The organism is Streptomyces sp. YIM 130001, assembly GCF_003574445.1.
In the GTDB taxonomy this organism is placed as follows: domain Bacteria; phylum Actinomycetota; class Actinomycetes; order Streptomycetales; family Streptomycetaceae; genus Streptomyces.
In genome coordinates this window covers 45,045-61,263 of the sequence record NZ_KZ984567.1, presented here as the reverse complement: position 1 = coordinate 61,263, position 16,219 = coordinate 45,045, and the positions used below count along the sequence as shown (strand labels likewise).

The following is a 16,219-nucleotide window of genomic DNA, read 5'->3' as shown; positions in this document are numbered from 1 at the left end:
ATCTGCGGCGAGGGGCACAACTGCGAGGCGTACACGAAGACTTCGACGGACGGCGGCACTACCTGGGGTGAAGGCCCCTCGGACCTGGGCGACAAGGCCGTCACCTCCGACGGCAGGTACCTCGGCAGCAGCCCCTATGTCGTGTGGAGCCCGGCCGGGGGACCCGACGGACAGCTGATCCTGTCAGGGATGCGGACCCGCTACACCGACGGGAACGAGTTCACCCCCGAGGACCGGCAGGCACTGTTCGTGAAGGATGCGGACAGCGCGGGGGACTGGTCGTGGATGCCGGCGCCGTTCAAGCCGGTGTCCGATCCGGAAGCGGAGTGCAGCGCCAGTTACAGCCCGCATCTACTCCTCGACCACACGGGCGAATCCGTCCGCTTCACCACCGCCACCGCCTCCGGCCCGACGGGCTGCATGGCCGCAACGGGCGTGACGAACAGCGGAGTCCTGCCTTTCCAGAGCGAGTTCACCGACGACACCTCCGGCTGGATCGACTACGGCGGCTGCTGGGAGGCCGCCGACGGCGTCCTCTCCGAGGCCTGCGGAGGCGACGGCGGGAACAAGGCGCTCGCGGGCTCCACGCGGTGGACCGACTACCGCCTCGAAGGCGATGTGCGCATCGACAGTGGCGCTCAGGGCGGGTTCCTCGTCCGGGCATCCGACCCACGCACGGGGGCAGACGCCCACGACGGCTACTACGTCGGCGTCACGTCGAAGAACATCGTGCTCGGCAAGCAGGACGGCAGTTGGCAGCAGTTCGAAAAGGCCGGCATCCCGGGCGGGCTGAAGGCCGGCGAGTGGTACCGGCTCACGGTGGACGTCGTCGGGTGTGACATCAAGGTCACGGGGCACCCCTCGGATTCCGACGCCGAGTCGGTGGCCTTCGAGTACACCGACCGCGACTGTTCCTTCCCGAGTGGCGCCATCGGCGTACGCGACCAGTCGGGCACGGCCGACTGGCGGGACATCACGGTCACCGAAGCCGGCTGATCACGTGCCGGTCCGTGGTGGTCGCTCCCTGAGGGGCGGCGGCCACCACGTGGGTGCAGTGCCGGCAGGCGCGGAGACGGACGCCACTCGCCCGCATCGAGATTCTTCCGTGCCGTCCGACCAGCGCGGCGGGGGAGGGGCTCGCGCTGATGTGCGCGGAAAACGGCTCCGTGTGCCAAGAGGCAAGCGTGCGCGACGGGTTGGGGGCGGTCGGTGCACTGCGGAAGAGTCGACGAACCAAGCCGTCATCGTCGAACACGAGCTGTTGCCCACGGCCCTGCGCTTGACGCCGGAAGTCGGGTGACGCCGGAAGTTGCGTGACGCCGGAAGTCGGGTGACGCCGGAAACGGAGCAGTGTCCGACGTCAGACGGACTGCGGTCAGTACACCAGGGCACGTCGGTGCGCATCGCGCACGATGCGATCTGCGGTCTGGTCAGGAGTGAGGGTCGAGGTGTCGAACCACCAGCCGGCGTCACCGAACTCCCGCTTCATGTCGTTGTCCAGGGCTTCGTAACCGTCGAAGTCGAACCGGTCGCGTGGATCCCGGATGGTGTTGCGGTACCGGCAGACCTCGATGCCCGGTGAGAGGACCACGAGAAGGACCGGGTGCGGCGTGAGGAGGCTGAGGAAGAAGTCCAGCTTCGCGCGGGAGGGGACCATCGCATCGATCAGGCAGGTGAAGCCGGCGTCGGCAAAGTTGTTCGCAAGCGAACACAGGTTGCGGTGCAACAGCGCGACTTGGCGGGCTGCTTCGTCGGCAGGCTCGCCCAGGGCCCAGACGAAGCCGCTGACAATCATCTTGTTGAGCTCATCGCCGCCGAGCCGGGCAGAACGCGGCAGCCGCTCAGCGACGAGCCTGGTCACGGTCGACTTCCCGGCTCCCGGCATCCCGGTCACGAGCAGACAGTGCGGCACATCGGCAGTGGTCATGCCCCAGGGTGTCAGCACAACCGAAGGGGCAGCAGGCGGATTCTCCATGTCGTCCGAGCCCTGTCGGCGGCGTCCACCCACGCGCACGGCTGCACCGATGAGACAGTGCCGCCCTGCTGCCGAGCAACAGCACCGTGACGGGCGACGTAGGGTGTGGACATGAGGACCACGGCCGACCAGGGCCTGTAATCGCGAGGCGATCGAGGGCGACGCAGCGGCGTCGCCCTCGTACGTGTGCCTGCCAGTTCATCAGCCCTCACTGAGCCGCTTCTTCCACAGCGGCCGTACGCCCGTCACCGTTCCTCTTCTCGAACGGCGGATCCCCGAGGGTGCTTGCAGGCACGGTCCCCTTTCCTCGCCGATGCCAGGAGCGCCTCGTGCCTGCCGTGTTTCCCGCTGCCCTCATGCCACTTCTCGATTCCCTGCGCTGCCCGACGTGCAGTGCAGGGCTCCGGCCCGCCCCCGGCGCACTGCGCTGCCCGAGGGGCCACACCTTCAACATCGCCCGCCAGGGCTACGTCAGCCTCCTGACCGGCACTCGCGCCATCAGCGGCGATGACGCCGCAATGGTGCAGGCCCGGAACCAGTTTCTCGCCACCGGCAAGTACGAACCGCTCAGCCGAGCCCTGGCCCGCCTGACAGCTGACGTCCTTCCGGCCCGAGGCACGGTCGTGGACGTCGGCTGCGGCACCGGCTACTACTTGGCCGACGTACTCGATCAGTCCCCCAGCGCACGGGGACTGGGGCTGGACGCGTCGGTGCGGGCGCTGCGCTCGGCTGCGCGCTCCCATGAGCGAGCCGCTGCGGCGAGCTGCGACATCTTCCGGCTCTTCCCGCTGGTGGACCAGACAGCCGACGTCGTGCTGAACGTGTTCGCACCGCGCAACCCGTCCGAATTCCACCGCGTGCTTCGCGGGTCCGGCCACTTGATCGTGGTCCGGCCCCACCACCAGCACATGGCCGAACTCCGGAGCCAGGTGCCCGAGATGGTCTCGATCGACCCGCGCAAGGAACAGCGTCTGGACCGGGCACTGGGCCCCTTCTTCGAAGCCGTCGACACCCGGCACGTCGAGTACACCACCGCTTTGACCAGGCAGGAAACCACGCATCTCGTGGGGATGACCCCCAGCGCGCGACACCTCGACCACCGAGACCTCCATCATCGAGGACTCCTTCGGGACGGCATCACCGTCTCGGTCCTGATCACCACCTACAGGCCTCGGTGAAGGGCGGAGGGTGCGCGTCTGCGGATGGGACGAGTAGGGGCCCGACGGGTGCCCCGACTCCCCGGCAGTGCCAGGAAGACACTCCCCGTTCGTGCTCCACCCGGATCGCCCGTCTCAACGACCGGCCGCGCAATACAGGAGGACTGCCGCGCCTGGTACGCCGCACGCGTCCATACCTCGCACACCTCCGGTGCCTGCCTTCTCCAGGTCCTTACGGCGGGAACTGCAGCGCACTCCGCACCAACTAGGGGGGCGCCGATCCGCGTATCGGGGCCGAGCTTGCCGGTCTTGACTTGCCGGCGCCGATACGGAGATCCCTCCTGCCGTCCTCATCGCAAGGCCACCCTGCGGAAGCGGGCGAGGGAGACCGCCATGAATGCCGCTGTGATGAGACAGGCGCAGCCGAGTGCGTACGGCAGCGCGTGGACGACGGGCCAGGCGCTGCTGATCGGCATGCCGTCAGGTGGTGGGTTGCCGAGAAGTCGCCGCACGGCTGTGGCGGTTGCCGAGACCGGATTCCATTCCGCCACGACGCGCAGCGGGCCGGGCATCGTGTGAGTGGAGACGAAGGCGGACGAGACGAAGGTGACGGGGAAGAGCCAGATGAGGCCGGCGCTCTGGGCGACTTCCACGCTGCGGGCCAGGAGCCCGATCGCCGCACCTACCCAGGACATGGCGAAGGCGAAGAGCAGGACGAGGAGATAGCCGAAGAAGGCGTCGGTGACGGAGCCACCGATACGCCAACCGACCAGCAGGCCGCACAGTGTGGTGACGGTCAGGGTCACGCTGCTCATGACCAGGTCCGACATCGTTCGGCCGAGAAGCACTGCCATGCGTGGCATGGGCAGGGAGCGGAAGCGGTCCACGATTCCCTTGTCCATGTCGTTGGCGAGGCCCAGTGCGGTGAACGCGGCGTTGAACGTAACGGCTTGGGCGAAGATGCCTCCCATCAGGAACGTCCGGTAGTCGGCTCCGCCGAGGCTGCCGCCGAAGACGTAGGCCAGCAGCAGAACGAACATGACCGGCTGTACGAGCGCGGCGATCACTGAACCTGGGGTGCGGCGCAAATTGAGCAGGTTGCGCCAAGCCAGGATGGAGGCGTCTCGCGCGAGCCTTCGGCGGTGGCTCATCGGGCCCGTTCCGGAGTGCGGTGGGCGGTGCCGCGGGACGCGGGTTCCGACGCTGTCTGCGACTGGCCGGTCAGGGACAGGAAGGCGTCGTCGAGCGTGGGCGGAGCCAGTCCCACGTCCCGCACCGCGATGTCGGCCAGCCGCAGGCAACCGAGGGCGTACTCGAGGCTCCCGGCGCCGTGGTCGGAGGCGACGGTGAACTGCCCTGTGCGGGCGTCAAGGGTGGGGACGTGGTGCCCCAGGGAGCCCAGGATCTCACCTGCCGTCGTCCGCAGGTGTGGGTCGGGAACCGTCAGGGACAGGCGCTCGCCGCCTACGCGTGCCTTTAGTTGGGCCGCGGTGCCGCTGGCGATGACCCTGCCGCCCTCGATGACGGCGATGTTGTCTGCCAACTGGTCGGCCTCTTCAAGGTATTGCGTGGTCAGGAGCACGGTGGTGCCGGACGCCACGAGTTCCTGGATGGAGGCCCAGGTGTCGGCGCGACCGCGCGGGTCCAGGCCCGTGGTGGGCTCGTCGAGGACGACGACGGCCGGGCGGGCGACGAGGGCACCCGCGAGGTCGAGGCGGCGGCGCATGCCGCCGGAGTAGGTGCCGCTGAGGCGGTCGGCAGCGTCCTGGAGGTCGAAGCTGCCGAGCAGTTGGCGTGCCCGGCGCCGGGCCGCGTGCCGGCCCATCCCGTACAACCGGGCCACGAGGTAGAGATTCTCCCGGCCCGTGAGCTTCTCGTCCACGGCGGCGTACTGCCCGGACAGGCCGAGCTTTTGCCGCACGCTTTCCGGCTCGAGGATTACGTCGTGCCCGGCGACCCGGGCTCGGCCGCTGTCGGCCCGTAGCAGCGTGGACAGCACCCGCACGGTCGTGGTCTTGCCCGCGCCGTTGGGGCCCAACACCCCCAGCACGGTGCCGGGGGCCGCTTCGAGGTCCACGCCGGCGAGAGCCTGCTTGCTTCCGAAGGCCTTGGTGATCCCCTCGGCACATATCGCGGGCTCGTTCTGCCGTTGCGTCATCGCTGCCTTTCGTCATGGTGAATCGGGTCGGGGCGTCAGGCCACGGCGACGCGGGCGCTCTTGGGCGTGAGGTCGGTCCAGTGCAGCTCGACATACTCCAGGCATGCGGCTTGCTCGGCCGGGCCGAATACGGCCTCCCAGCCTGCGGGCACCTCGGCGAACGACGGCCACAGGGCGTGCTGGCCCTCGTCGTTGACGACGACGCGGTGGTGGGTCTGGGGGTCGTCGAAGGGGTTGGTCACGACTGTTCTCCTTGTGCGGTGGGGTGACCGGCGCGCAGGGCCCCGGCCAGGGTCGTTCCGATCTGCTCGCGTGCTGCGGGCTGCATCATCTGGGCATGCGCGCACGGCACGTCGTGGTTCTCGATGTGTCCTTCGATGTACGGCGCCCAGAGGTCGATGCCGAAAACGTCGGTGGTGCGCCCTTCGACTGCGGTGAAGAACAGTGCAGGGCCGTGGAAGGTCCGAGGGGTGTAGTTCCTCATCAGCCGGGACTGGCCGGCGAAATTGTCGACCATTGCGTCGATGGTGGCCGGTTGCAGCGAGCCGAGCGGGCTGCCTACCCGCCGGAACTCCTCGCGGACCCCGGAGGCTTGCAGCGGTCCCTTGCCGTCCAGTGCGTCCGCCCCGACGCCCATATTGGACAACAGGGCACGGAACACGGTGTCACGGTCGGCGCTGTCCAGGTCATCCAGAGGAGCGAGCGGGAACGCGTCCAGGATGGTCAGCAGCGCGACGTGTTCGCCTGCTTCCTGGAGTTGGACGGCGACCTCCTGCACCACGTTGCCGCCGAAGGACCAGCCGAACAGGTGGTAGGGGCCGTTTGGTTGGACGGTACGCAGTTCCGAGACGTAGACCGCTGCCATGGCCTCGATGCTGTCGGGGAACGGGGCGCCGCCGTCGAGGTTGGGGGTCTGCAGGCCGTACAGCGGCTGATCGGGGTCCAGGTGGGGCAGCAGTCCACCGTACGACCAGGCGAGCCCTCCCGCCGGGTGTACGCAGAACAGCGGAGGGCGACCGCCGGTGGTGCGCAGCGGCAGCAGGGTCGCGAGGGGATTGTCCGTCGCCGTGTCCAGGAGACGTTCCACGAGGAGCGCGACGGTGGGCGCCTCGAACAGACTGCGGATGGTGATGTCGACGCCGAGGGTGGCGCGGATGCGTGCGATGAGCCGGGTCGCCAGCAGGGAATGGCCGCCCAGGTCGAAGAAGTCGTCGTCGATGAGAACTTGCTCGACGCTCAGAACCTCGGCGAACAGCGTGCACAACATGTCCTCGCGCGGGTTGCGCGGGCTGCGCCCCGCGCTGTCGCTTCGCGTCAGCGGTGCAGCATCGGGCAGGGAGTCGCGGTCGAGCTTTCCGTTCGGGGTCAGCGGGAGGCGGTCCAGGGACACCCATCCCGAAGGCACCATGTAGGCGGGGAGGTGCCGGGTGGCGTGCCCGCGTACGGCCGTGAGTTGCGCGGCGGCGGTTGCCGTTCGGTCCGGGTTCTCGTGGAAGGTGACGTAGGCGGCCAGTCGCGTGCCGGAGGGGCCGTGCTGTCGGGGCAGGACGGCGGCCCGGCGGACGTCGCGGTGTGCTTCGAGGACCGCGGCGACTTCGTCGGGTTCCACCCGGAAGCCGCGGATCTTGATCTGGCTGTCGTCGCGGCCGGCGAAGACGAGCGAGCCGTCCGATGCACGGACCGCGCGGTCTCCGGTGCGGTACATGCGCGTGCCGGCCGGGCCGTACGGATCGGGCACGAAGCTCGCCGCGGTCTCTGCGGGCCTGCCGTGATAGCCGTGGGCGAGACTGTCGCCGGCCAGGTAGAGGTCTCCCGTGACTCCGACCGGTACGGGCCGAAGGCGCGTGTCGAGCAGGGCCACCCGGGTGCTGGTCACGGGTGCACCGAGCACGGGACGGACGGTGTCGTGCACAGAAGCGATCAGGGTGTCGACGGTGGCTTCCGTGGGGCCGTAGAAGTTCCAGCTCTGGACGGCCGGACTCTCACGCAGAGTGGTCCACAGGGAGGAGGGAACGGCTTCTCCGCCCAGGATGACGACGGCCGGGTGGTGGGGCTCGCCCGGCGCGAGCAGCCCCGCGTCCAGGAGTTGACGGACGTGAGTCGGGGTCGATTCCAGCACGTCCAGGTGCTGCTTGCGTACCGCCTCGACCAGCGCTTCGCTGTCACGTCGGGTGGCGTCGTCGAGGAGATACAGGTGATGCCCGTCGATCATCCAGAGCAGCGGGTCGAGGGAGGCGTCGAACGACAGCGCGGCGCTGAGGGCCGCCTTCATCCGCCTGCGCCCGGTGGCCCGCACCGCCCCGGCGAAGGTGTGTCGGCGATGGTGCTCCAGGAGCCGTGCGAGCGAGGCGTGGCCGACGCGCACGCCCTTGGGCCTGCCGGTCGATCCGGACGTGTGGATGAGGTAGGCGGCGGCGCCTGGTCCTGGCGGAGTCAAGGGGACCGTGGTGGCGGCGGGTTCCCGCAGGAGGTCAGCGGTGTCCGGGTGGTCCAGGACGAGGCGGGGCCATGTGTCGGGGATCAGGTGTGCGGTGGCGTCGGTGGCGACGACCAGGGCGGGGCGGGCGTCATCAAGGACGGCTTCGATACGCCCTTGCGGGAGTCCGGCGTCCAGAGGTGCGCAGACCGCGGAGGCCTTGAACACGCCGAGGAGGGCTGCTACGGAGTCGACGGAACGGGGCAGCAGGACGGCCACCGAGTCGCCGGGAGCCGCGCCCGAGGCCCTGAGTAGTGCGGCGATCCGGTCGGACCGGGCGTCGAGCTCCGCGAATGACACCTGGTCGTCCGGGGCGGTGAGCGCGATGTCTCCGCTGCGGGAGTGGGCCACGGTCTCGGCGAATCGGTCGAGGACGGTGGCCGCGTCGGTGGTGGCGGTACCGGAGTGGCCCAGCGTGAGCAGGCGGGTTCGCTCAACGGTGTCGACGAGGTCGAGGTCGGACAGCCGAGTGTCGGGCGCCTCGAAGGCCTGCGCCGTCAGTCGGAGGAACCAGTCCGTGATCCGGCTCGCGGTGGCGGCGTCGAAGAGGTCCCGGCTGAACTCCAGAGTGCCTTCCAGAGTGTCGTCTCCCGGAGCGTGCCCTGGACGCTGGGTGAAGCTGAAGGAGAGATCGAACTTGGCTGCCGCCGTGTCGACTCCTTCCATCTCGGCCTGGAGACCGGGGAGGTCGAGTCGGGGCGGCTGCGTGTTGTTGAGTGTGAGCATCACCTGGAACAGCGGGTGCCGGCTCAGGGACCGGCTGGGCCCCAGTTCCTCGACGAGGCGTTCGAAGGGCAGTTCCTGGTGGGCGTAGGCGGCCAGGTCGGTGTCACGTACTCGGGCCAGCAGTTCACTGAAGGTCGGGTCGGCGCTGACGTCGGCGCGCAGCGCGAGGGTGTTGACGAAGAATCCGACGACCGCGTCGAGGGCATCGTCCGTGCGCCCGGCTACCGGCGTACCGACCGTGATGTCGTCGCCGGCGCCCATGCGATGCAGCAGCGCGGTAAGTGCGGTGTGCAGGACCATGAAGGTGCTGGTGGTCGATTCCCTGGCCAGCCGGGACAGGGCCGCGGTCGTGCCGGGTGGCAGTTGGAACGTGACGGTGCCGCCCCGGCCGGTGGACACGGCGGGCCTGGGACGGTCGACGGGCAGCGGTGTCTCCTCGGGCGCCCCGGCCATCTCCGCCTTCCAGTAGGCGAGTTGCTCGGTGACCAGTGACCCCGGATCGTCGGAACTGCCCAGCAGTTCGCGCTGCCAGAGGGTGTAGTCCGTGTACTGGACCGGGAGGTGGGTCCAGTTGGGTGCGCGCCCCGCCGTCCGTGCCGTGTAAGCGCCGGCCAGATCCTGGGCCAGCGGCCCCATCGACCAGCCGTCAGCGGCGATGTGATGCACCGTGATCAGCAGGGTGTGCCGGTCCTCGGCGAGCTGGAACAGGTCGGCGCGCAGCGGGATCTCGTTCGCGAGGTCGAAGGGCCTGCCGGCGGCATCTCGCAGGGCCTGGGAGACGCTCTCCTCCGGCAGAGGGGTGACCGTCAGGTCGGGGCGTGCGTCGCCGGGAGTGAGCACAGACTGGTATGGCCCTTGTTCATCGGAATTGATGCGCGTGCGGAGGCTTTCGTGGCGGGCCACCACGTCCGCGAGGGCGCGGTGGAGAGCGTGACGGTCCACGGTGCCGCGTAGCTGCACGGCGACGCATATGTGGTACGCAGAGGCGTCCGGGTCCAGTTCGTGCAGGAACCACAGCCGTTGCTGTGCGGGCGACAACGCGGGGCGAGCGGGCCTGCGGGTGCGGCGCAGCGCCGGTCGTGCGGTGCCGGCCAAGTCCAGGCGCTCGGCCAGCTTCGCCGGAGTCGTCGATTCGAATAGGGCTCGCACCGGCAGCTCGACGCCGAAGGCCGAGCGGATCCGGCTGATGACGCGGGTCGCCAGGAGCGAGTGGCCGCCGAGTTCGAAGAAGTCGTCGTTACGGCCGACCCGTTGCTGCTCGAGGCTCTCGGCGAACAGCGCGCACAGGATCTCTTCCCGCGCGGAGTGCGGCGGTTCGCTGTCGTCCCGGGCTCCCGAGTGGGCGGGTTGCAGTTGCTGCGAAGCCAGATCCTCTACCGGCAGGGCGTTCAGGTCGACCTTGCCGTGCGAAGTCAGCGGCAGCGCGGGCACGGCGATGACGGTGCTGGGCACCATGTATCCCGGTAGCCGCTCGGCCACGAAGGCGCGCAAGGTCCGGGGAGAGATCGTCCGACCGTCGCAGGCGACGACCCAGCCGACCAGACGTCCGTCACCGTGCGGGTCCGGCCGTACGGTGACGGCTGACTGCGCCACGTCCGGGTGGTCGGCGAGCGCCGACTCGATCTCTCCGGTCTCGACGCGAAAACCCCGCACCTTGGCCTGGCCGTCGGCCCGCCCGACATATTCGAGGAGTCCTTGCCGTCGCCGCACGAGGTCACCGGTGCGGTACATCCGCGTTCCCGAGGGTCCGTAGGGGTCGGGAAGAAAGCGTGTCGCTGTGCCCCCATGCTGGTTCTCGTAACCGCGTGCGAGACCGGCGCCGCTGAGGTAGAGCTCGCCGGTCGCACCGGGGGCGGCAGGCCGCAGCCGTGCGTCGAGCACGCGGGCTCGCATCCCCGCGACGGCGGTGCCCAGATGCGGGCGGGTTCCGGCGGTGACGCGCCCCATCACGCTGTCCACCGTGGTCTCGGTCGGCCCGTAGAGATTCCATACGGCTACGTCGTGCAGGGCGCCAAGCTCCTGCCACAGCGCTTCGTTGAGAGGTTCACCGCCCAGAGCGAGCACGCGCATGCGGGGCCGGCCGGGAGCGAACAGTCCACAGGTCCGGAGCTGGTCGAGGAAGGACGGGGTGGTCTCGACGACGTCGATGCAGTTGTCGTGGATCAGTGCGGTCAGTGCCTCGGCGTCACGTCGTGTGGCGTCGTCCACCAGGTGAAGCTCGTGTCCGGCGATCATCCAGAGCAGCGGGTCCCAGGACGCGTCGAAGGTCATGGCCGCCGTGAGCGCGATACGCAACGGCCGGCCGTTGTTGTCGGCCTCCGCGGGTGCCATCAACCGCTCGCGGTGTCCGGTGAACAGGTTCAGCAGCGCACTGTGCTCCACGGCTACGCCCTTCGGTACCCCCGTGGATCCGGAGGTGTGGAGCACGTAAGCCACGTCGTGCGGCCGTGGGCCGGGCGAGGGATTGTCGTCGGAGGGCTGCCACGTCCGGGGATCATCCAGCAGGAGACGCTCCGTCGTGGACGGCACGGTGCTCGCGACGACGGGCGTGGTCAGCAGGAGCCGTGGAGCCGCTGAGTCGAGGATCATCTGGTTGCGGGACTGAGGGTGTGAGGCGTCCAGAGGTACGTAGGCCGCTCCGGATCGCAGGACGCCCAGCAGCGCCACGATGTGGGACGTGTCGCGAGGCAGTGCGACCGCAACGCGATCGCCGGCGCCGATACCGAAGTCCTGTATCTTGCGGGCGAGTTGCTCGCTGCGCTCCATGAGTGAGCTAAAGGTCAGTCGACCGTCCGCGGCCACCACGGCCGTGCGGTTGGGCTGTACGGCAGCGCGCATGCTGAGCATGTCCACGATGGTCGAGTCATCGCCCACGGATTGCCCTTGGCCGACGGCGGGGGCCGTGCGGGCACAGGCGGAACCGGTCGTCGGGACCGGAGAGGCAGGCGGTGGACCGCCCAGGGCAGCCGCGTACTGACCCGAGGTGAGGAACTCGGCGTCGGCGGCGGGGCGGTCGGGGGCGGCGAGGAGGGCCACGAGCAGCCGGGAGAAGTGCTGCGCGAAGCGGACGGCGGTGTCGCGGTCGAAGAGGTCCTGGCTGAACTCGAGTTCGCCGGCGATCCCGGCCGCTCCGCCCTCACCGTCGTGTCGCTCGGTCAGATCCCAGGTGAGGTCGAACTTGGCTCCGGAGCCGCCGATCGCGGGCTCGTGGTGGACGGCGAGTCCGTCGAGGTCGAGACGGGGCGGAGGCGTGTTGTTGAGGCTGAGCATGACCTGGAAGAGGGGATGACGGGAGAGGGCACGTTCCGGTGCCGCCTCCTCCACAATGCGCTCGAACGGCAGGTCCTGGTGGGCGTAGGCCGCCAGGTCTACACGCCGCACGCGCTCGACGAGCTCGTGGAAGCTGGGGGAGGCCGAGGTATCGGCCCTCAGCACGAGGGTGTTGACGAAGAAACCCACCACGTCGGCGAGACTCTCGTCGGTGCGGCCCGCCACGGGCGTCCCGATGGCGATGTCCTCACCCGCTCCCAACCGGGTCATCAGAGCGGCCAGCGCGGCGTGCAGCACCATGAAGCTGCTCACCCCGCAGTCGGCCGCCATGCGGACCACGGCGCTGTGCGTCGCCGCGTCGACCATGACCGGCACCTTTCCGCCGCGACCCGAGCCCTGGGCCGGGCGTGGCCGGTCCAGGGGGAACGTCAACTCCTTCGGCAGCCCGTCAAGGGCCGACGACCAGTAGGCCAGCTGGCGCCCGGCAATGCTGTCCTCCTCACGGGGTTCTCCCAGCAGCGTTCGCTGCCACAAGGCGTAGTCGGCGTACTGGACGTCGAGCGGCCGCCAATCCGGCGCAGAGCCGGCAGCGCGCGCGGCGTAAGCGGTGGAGAGGTCACGCATCAGTGGACCCAACGACCAGCCGTCCACGGCAATGTGATGCAACGTCAGAACCAACGTGTGTTCGTTGTGTGCCGTAGGGAAGAGCTGGGCACGCAGCGGCAGATCGCGGCTCAGGTCGAACGGGGCGCGGTCGGGGTCCGGCGTCCCGGCCCCCGTGAAGGGCATCACCATGAGCGGCGGGTGGGCGGACTCCGGCCGCAGGATGAGCTGATGAACGCCGGCATCGTCCACGGCGAAGACCGTCCGCAGACTCTCGTGGCGATGCGTCAGATCGGCCAGCGCTGCCGCGAGTGCGTCCTGGTCCAGCGGACCGGACAGACGCAGGGCGACCGGCAGGTGATACGAGTCCGAATCCTCGCCCATCTCTCTCAGAATCCACAGCCGCTGCTGCCCGAAGGAGAGCGGCAGCCGGTCGGGGCGCGGTCGCACGGCGCGCATCGGCGGTCGCGCGATCGAGGCGGTGGCCAGCTGCCCGACGAGGGACGCCGGGGTCGGCGCCTCGAACAGGGCGCGGATCGGGAGCTCCACGCCGAAGGCGCCGCGGATCCGGCTCACCAGCCGTGTCGCCATCAGTGAGTGCCCACCGAGCAGGAAGAAGCTGTCGTCCCGGCCGACCCTGGGCAGATCCAGACAAGCGGCGAAGACCTCGCACATCCGCGCCTCCTGAGGGGTACGCGGATCGCCGCCGCGCGAGGATACGGGAGACGCGCACGGCAGCCGATCGGTGTCCAGCTTGCCGTTGGGAGTCAACGGCAGGGCCGGGACCACCGCGTAGGCGGAAGGCACCATGTGCTCGGGCAGCGTGCCCGCGAGCGCGTCACGGACCTCGGTGAGATCGACGTCCGGCCGTCCCGCGTGATGAGTCTCGTCGCGCACCAGGTAGGCGGCCAGCCGTTCCGCGCTGTCCTGGGACGCGGTGAGTGTCACCGCGGCGTCGGTGACACCGGCAAGGGAGCGCAGCGTGGACTCGATCTCGCCGGTCTCCACGCGATGACCACGGACCTTGACCTGACGGTCGCTGCGCCCCAGGAACTCCAGCGAACCACCTTCGCTCCAACGTGCGAGGTCCCCGGTGCGGTACATGCGTCCTCCGGGCGGGCCGAAGGGATCCGGGAGGAAACGCTCCGACGTCGGTCCGGGACGGCCCGCGTAGCCGCGTGCCACGCCCTCACCGGATACGTACAGTTCACCCGCAGCTCCCTGGGGCAGGGGATGCAGGGACGGGTCGAGTACGTAGACGCGTGCCCCTGCCACGGGTCGGCCGATGACCGGTTGCTCGCCGGTGATGCGGGCGGTCACCGAGTCCACGGTGGTCTCCGTCGGCCCGTAGAAGTTGAAGACGAGCAGATCGGCCTCGGCGGCCAGTTCGTTCCACAGCCCTTCGTCAACCGCCTCGCCGCCCAGGGCAATGACCCGGGGCCGGTGTACCGGCGTATTGAGCAGACCGGCGCTGAGCAGGTGGCGCAGGTGGACGGGAGTGGTCTCGATGGCGTCGATACGCTGCGTCACCAGGAAGTCCACCAGGGCCTCCGGGTCACGGCGGACGCCGTCCTCCACGATGTGCAGTTCGTGGCCGGCGACCATCCACAGCACCGGGTCCCACGAAGCGTCGAACGACGTGACGGCGGTGAGTGCGACCCGCAGCCTGCGCCCCAGGTTCCGCTCGGCCGACGCGTACGTCTCCCGGCGGTGGTGCTCGAGCAGGTTGCTGAGGGAGCGGTGCTCCACAGCGACGCCCTTGGGCCGGCCGGTGGAGCCCGAGGTGTAGATCACGTAGGCCACGTCGCGGGCGCCAGGACGGCACGGTACGCCGACGTCCGGTTCCTGCTCGACGAGGGCGGGGTCGACGAGGGGCAGTTCACGCCTCGGGTCCATGACATCGGCGGTGTGCGCCGTCGCGACCAGGACGACGGGTCGCGAGTCTTCGATCATGTAGGCGAGCCGATCCGCGGGGTATGACGGATCCAGCGGCAGATAGGCGGCACCGGTGCGCATCGCCGCCAGCATCGCCACCACAAGATCGGTGGATCGGGGCAGGCCGACGGCCACCCGCGTGCCCGGTCCGGCTCCGGTCGCGGCCAGCACACCGGCCAGGACGTCCACCCGTGTGTCGAGTTGAGCGAAGGTCAGTCTCGCCGAGCCGCAGACGACCGCGGTCTCGTGCGGAGAGATCCTGGCCTGCTCGGCGAGCTGCTCGGGAAGGGGAGCGCCGCCGGTGTGCCGTACGGCATCAGCGGCGCTGTGCTCGGCGAGGGAGAGAACTTCGCGTCGTTCGTGCGAGCCGAGCAACTGCAACGAGCCGACCGTGCGGTCCGGGTCCTCCGCGAAGGCGTCGAGCAGTCGGCAGAGTCGTTCGTGATGGCCCGCCAGTTCCTGCGAAGTGTGCAGACCCGGATTGCCCAGTAGATCCACGCGCATGCCACCGTCGGCGTACGAGGCGTGAACGGCGATAGCCATGTCCTCGACAGGGCCGATGGACAGGTTGTGCAGGGTCGCGTGGTGAGTGCCGAAGCCGAGCGTGTCGTCGAAGGCCAGGACGTTGACCGACGGGCCGGTCAGTGGCACGTCCGTACCGATGAGTCCGAGGTCTCGGCGCAGGTCTTCCGAGGGGTAGCGCTGGTGGCGCAGGACTTCACGCGCCTGCGCCGAGGCCCGCTTCGCGACGTCGGCCACCCGGTCCGCCGGGGACATGCGCAGCCGCATCGGCAGGACGTTGCTGAGCATGGCCGGTGTCGTCCGCGCCAGAGCGGTGCGCCGACCGGTCACCGGCAGGCCGAGCACGACCTCGCTCAGCCCTCGACTGCGGTGGAGGTAGATCCCCATGGCGGTCATGAAGAAGGTCGGCCAGCCGACGCCGGCGTCCCTGGCCGCCGCTCGCAGACGTTCTGCCTGCGTGCCGTCGAAGTCACGGCTGGCGCGCAGGGCCGTATGTCCGGGCCGACGCCGTGCGTCCCCCAGGCCGGTCGGAGTGGGAGTGTCAGCCAGATAGCCTTCCCAGAACTCCTTGTCAAGGCGCCGCTGTTGCGACTCCAGGTAGTCGGTCTCCTGTTCCACGACCGCCGCGAGAGTGCCGCCCGGTCCTGGCCGCGAATCGACGCCGGACAGCAACGCGGTGTAGGCCTCGGCGATACGTGCGAGCGCGAGCGCGGCTCCGTACCCGTCGAGTGCGACGTGATGTATCTGCTGGTGGAAGAGGTGGCGCGCGGGCGTCAGCCGGTACAGGGTCATGCGAACAAGTGGTCCGCCGACGATGTCGGCGGGCTCGTGCAGAGCCGACTCCATGCGCCGTATCGCCTCACCGTGCGGATCCTCGGTATCCGACAGATCGACCAGCGGGACGTCGATGTCGGCGCGGGGCCGAATCCTCTGGAACGGCACACCTTCGTCGTCGGTGAACGTGACGCGGAGTGCCTCGGTCTCTTCCGCCGCTTGCTCTACCGCTGCCCGCAGAACATCGGCGTCGACAGGCCCGTCGATGTCCGCGTACTCGGCGATGTTGTAGGACGGGTTCTGCACGTCTATCCGCTGGGCGAACCACAGCCCCCGCTGCGCCGCCGTCAGGGGCAGATGCCCCATCGAAGGTCCGCTGTGCGGTGCGTCGTTCACGCGTTCTCACCTCTGTGGTCTGTCGAAGTCCTGCGAGCTCGGGCGGTCGAGAGTCGGCGGCCGACGCACAAGCAGTTCGGAACGTATGGGCCCGTTGACGCGAGCGGCTCCGTCACCGGCGGAGCACGGCCGATCCGCGCGAGGGGCAGCACCGGCTCCGGGTCCGGTCGACGTGGGCCGGGATCGCTGCGTCACGGTTGCGAACCCTGCACGACGGAGTGGACCTG

7 protein-coding genes are annotated in these 16,219 nt (G+C 69.5%); 2 read left to right on the top strand and 5 right to left on the bottom strand.

Annotated elements, in window-relative coordinates; genetic code table 11:
* On the top strand, positions 1 to 996 hold a 996-nt coding region (locus DSC45_RS29615; RefSeq protein WP_162929383.1), incomplete at its 5' end, for a 3-keto-disaccharide hydrolase.
* A gap of 379 nt (positions 997 to 1,375) precedes the next feature.
* Here the strand turns inward: DSC45_RS29615 and DSC45_RS29610 are convergent.
* Positions 1,376 to 1,927, bottom strand: coding sequence for an AAA family ATPase (locus tag DSC45_RS29610; RefSeq protein WP_119295137.1), 552 nt, complete (start codon positions 1,925 to 1,927; stop codon positions 1,376 to 1,378).
* A 404-nt stretch (positions 1,928 to 2,331) separates the two neighbouring features.
* Between DSC45_RS29610 and DSC45_RS29605 the strand changes: the two genes are divergently transcribed.
* Positions 2,332 to 3,153 (top strand): putative RNA methyltransferase, encoded by an 822-nt coding sequence (locus DSC45_RS29605; RefSeq protein ID WP_119295064.1) that lies wholly within the window; start codon positions 2,332 to 2,334, stop codon positions 3,151 to 3,153.
* Positions 3,154 to 3,482: 329 nt separating this feature from the next.
* Here the strand turns inward: DSC45_RS29605 and DSC45_RS29600 are convergent, their stop codons facing one another.
* From DSC45_RS29600 to DSC45_RS29585, 4 genes are read right to left on the bottom strand one after another with little or no spacing between them, the layout of a single operon-like run.
* Entirely contained in the window at positions 3,483 to 4,283 is an 801-nt protein-coding gene (locus DSC45_RS29600) for an ABC transporter permease (protein ID WP_119295063.1), read from the bottom strand.
* Positions 4,280 to 5,290 (bottom strand): ATP-binding cassette domain-containing protein, encoded by a 1,011-nt coding sequence (locus tag DSC45_RS29595; RefSeq protein ID WP_119295062.1) that lies wholly within the window; start codon positions 5,288 to 5,290, stop codon positions 4,280 to 4,282. Before DSC45_RS29595 ends, DSC45_RS29600 begins: the two co-directional genes overlap by 4 nt.
* A gap of 35 nt (positions 5,291 to 5,325) precedes the next feature.
* Complete coding sequence (locus DSC45_RS29590; RefSeq protein WP_119295061.1) at positions 5,326 to 5,532, bottom strand: MbtH family protein; 207 nt, start codon at positions 5,530 to 5,532, stop codon at positions 5,326 to 5,328.
* A complete protein-coding gene (locus DSC45_RS29585; protein ID WP_205571469.1) occupies positions 5,529 to 15,962 on the bottom strand; it encodes a non-ribosomal peptide synthetase in 10,434 nt (3,477 codons plus the stop codon). Before DSC45_RS29585 ends, DSC45_RS29590 begins: the two co-directional genes overlap by 4 nt.
* Positions 15,963 to 16,219 lie beyond the last annotated feature (257 nt).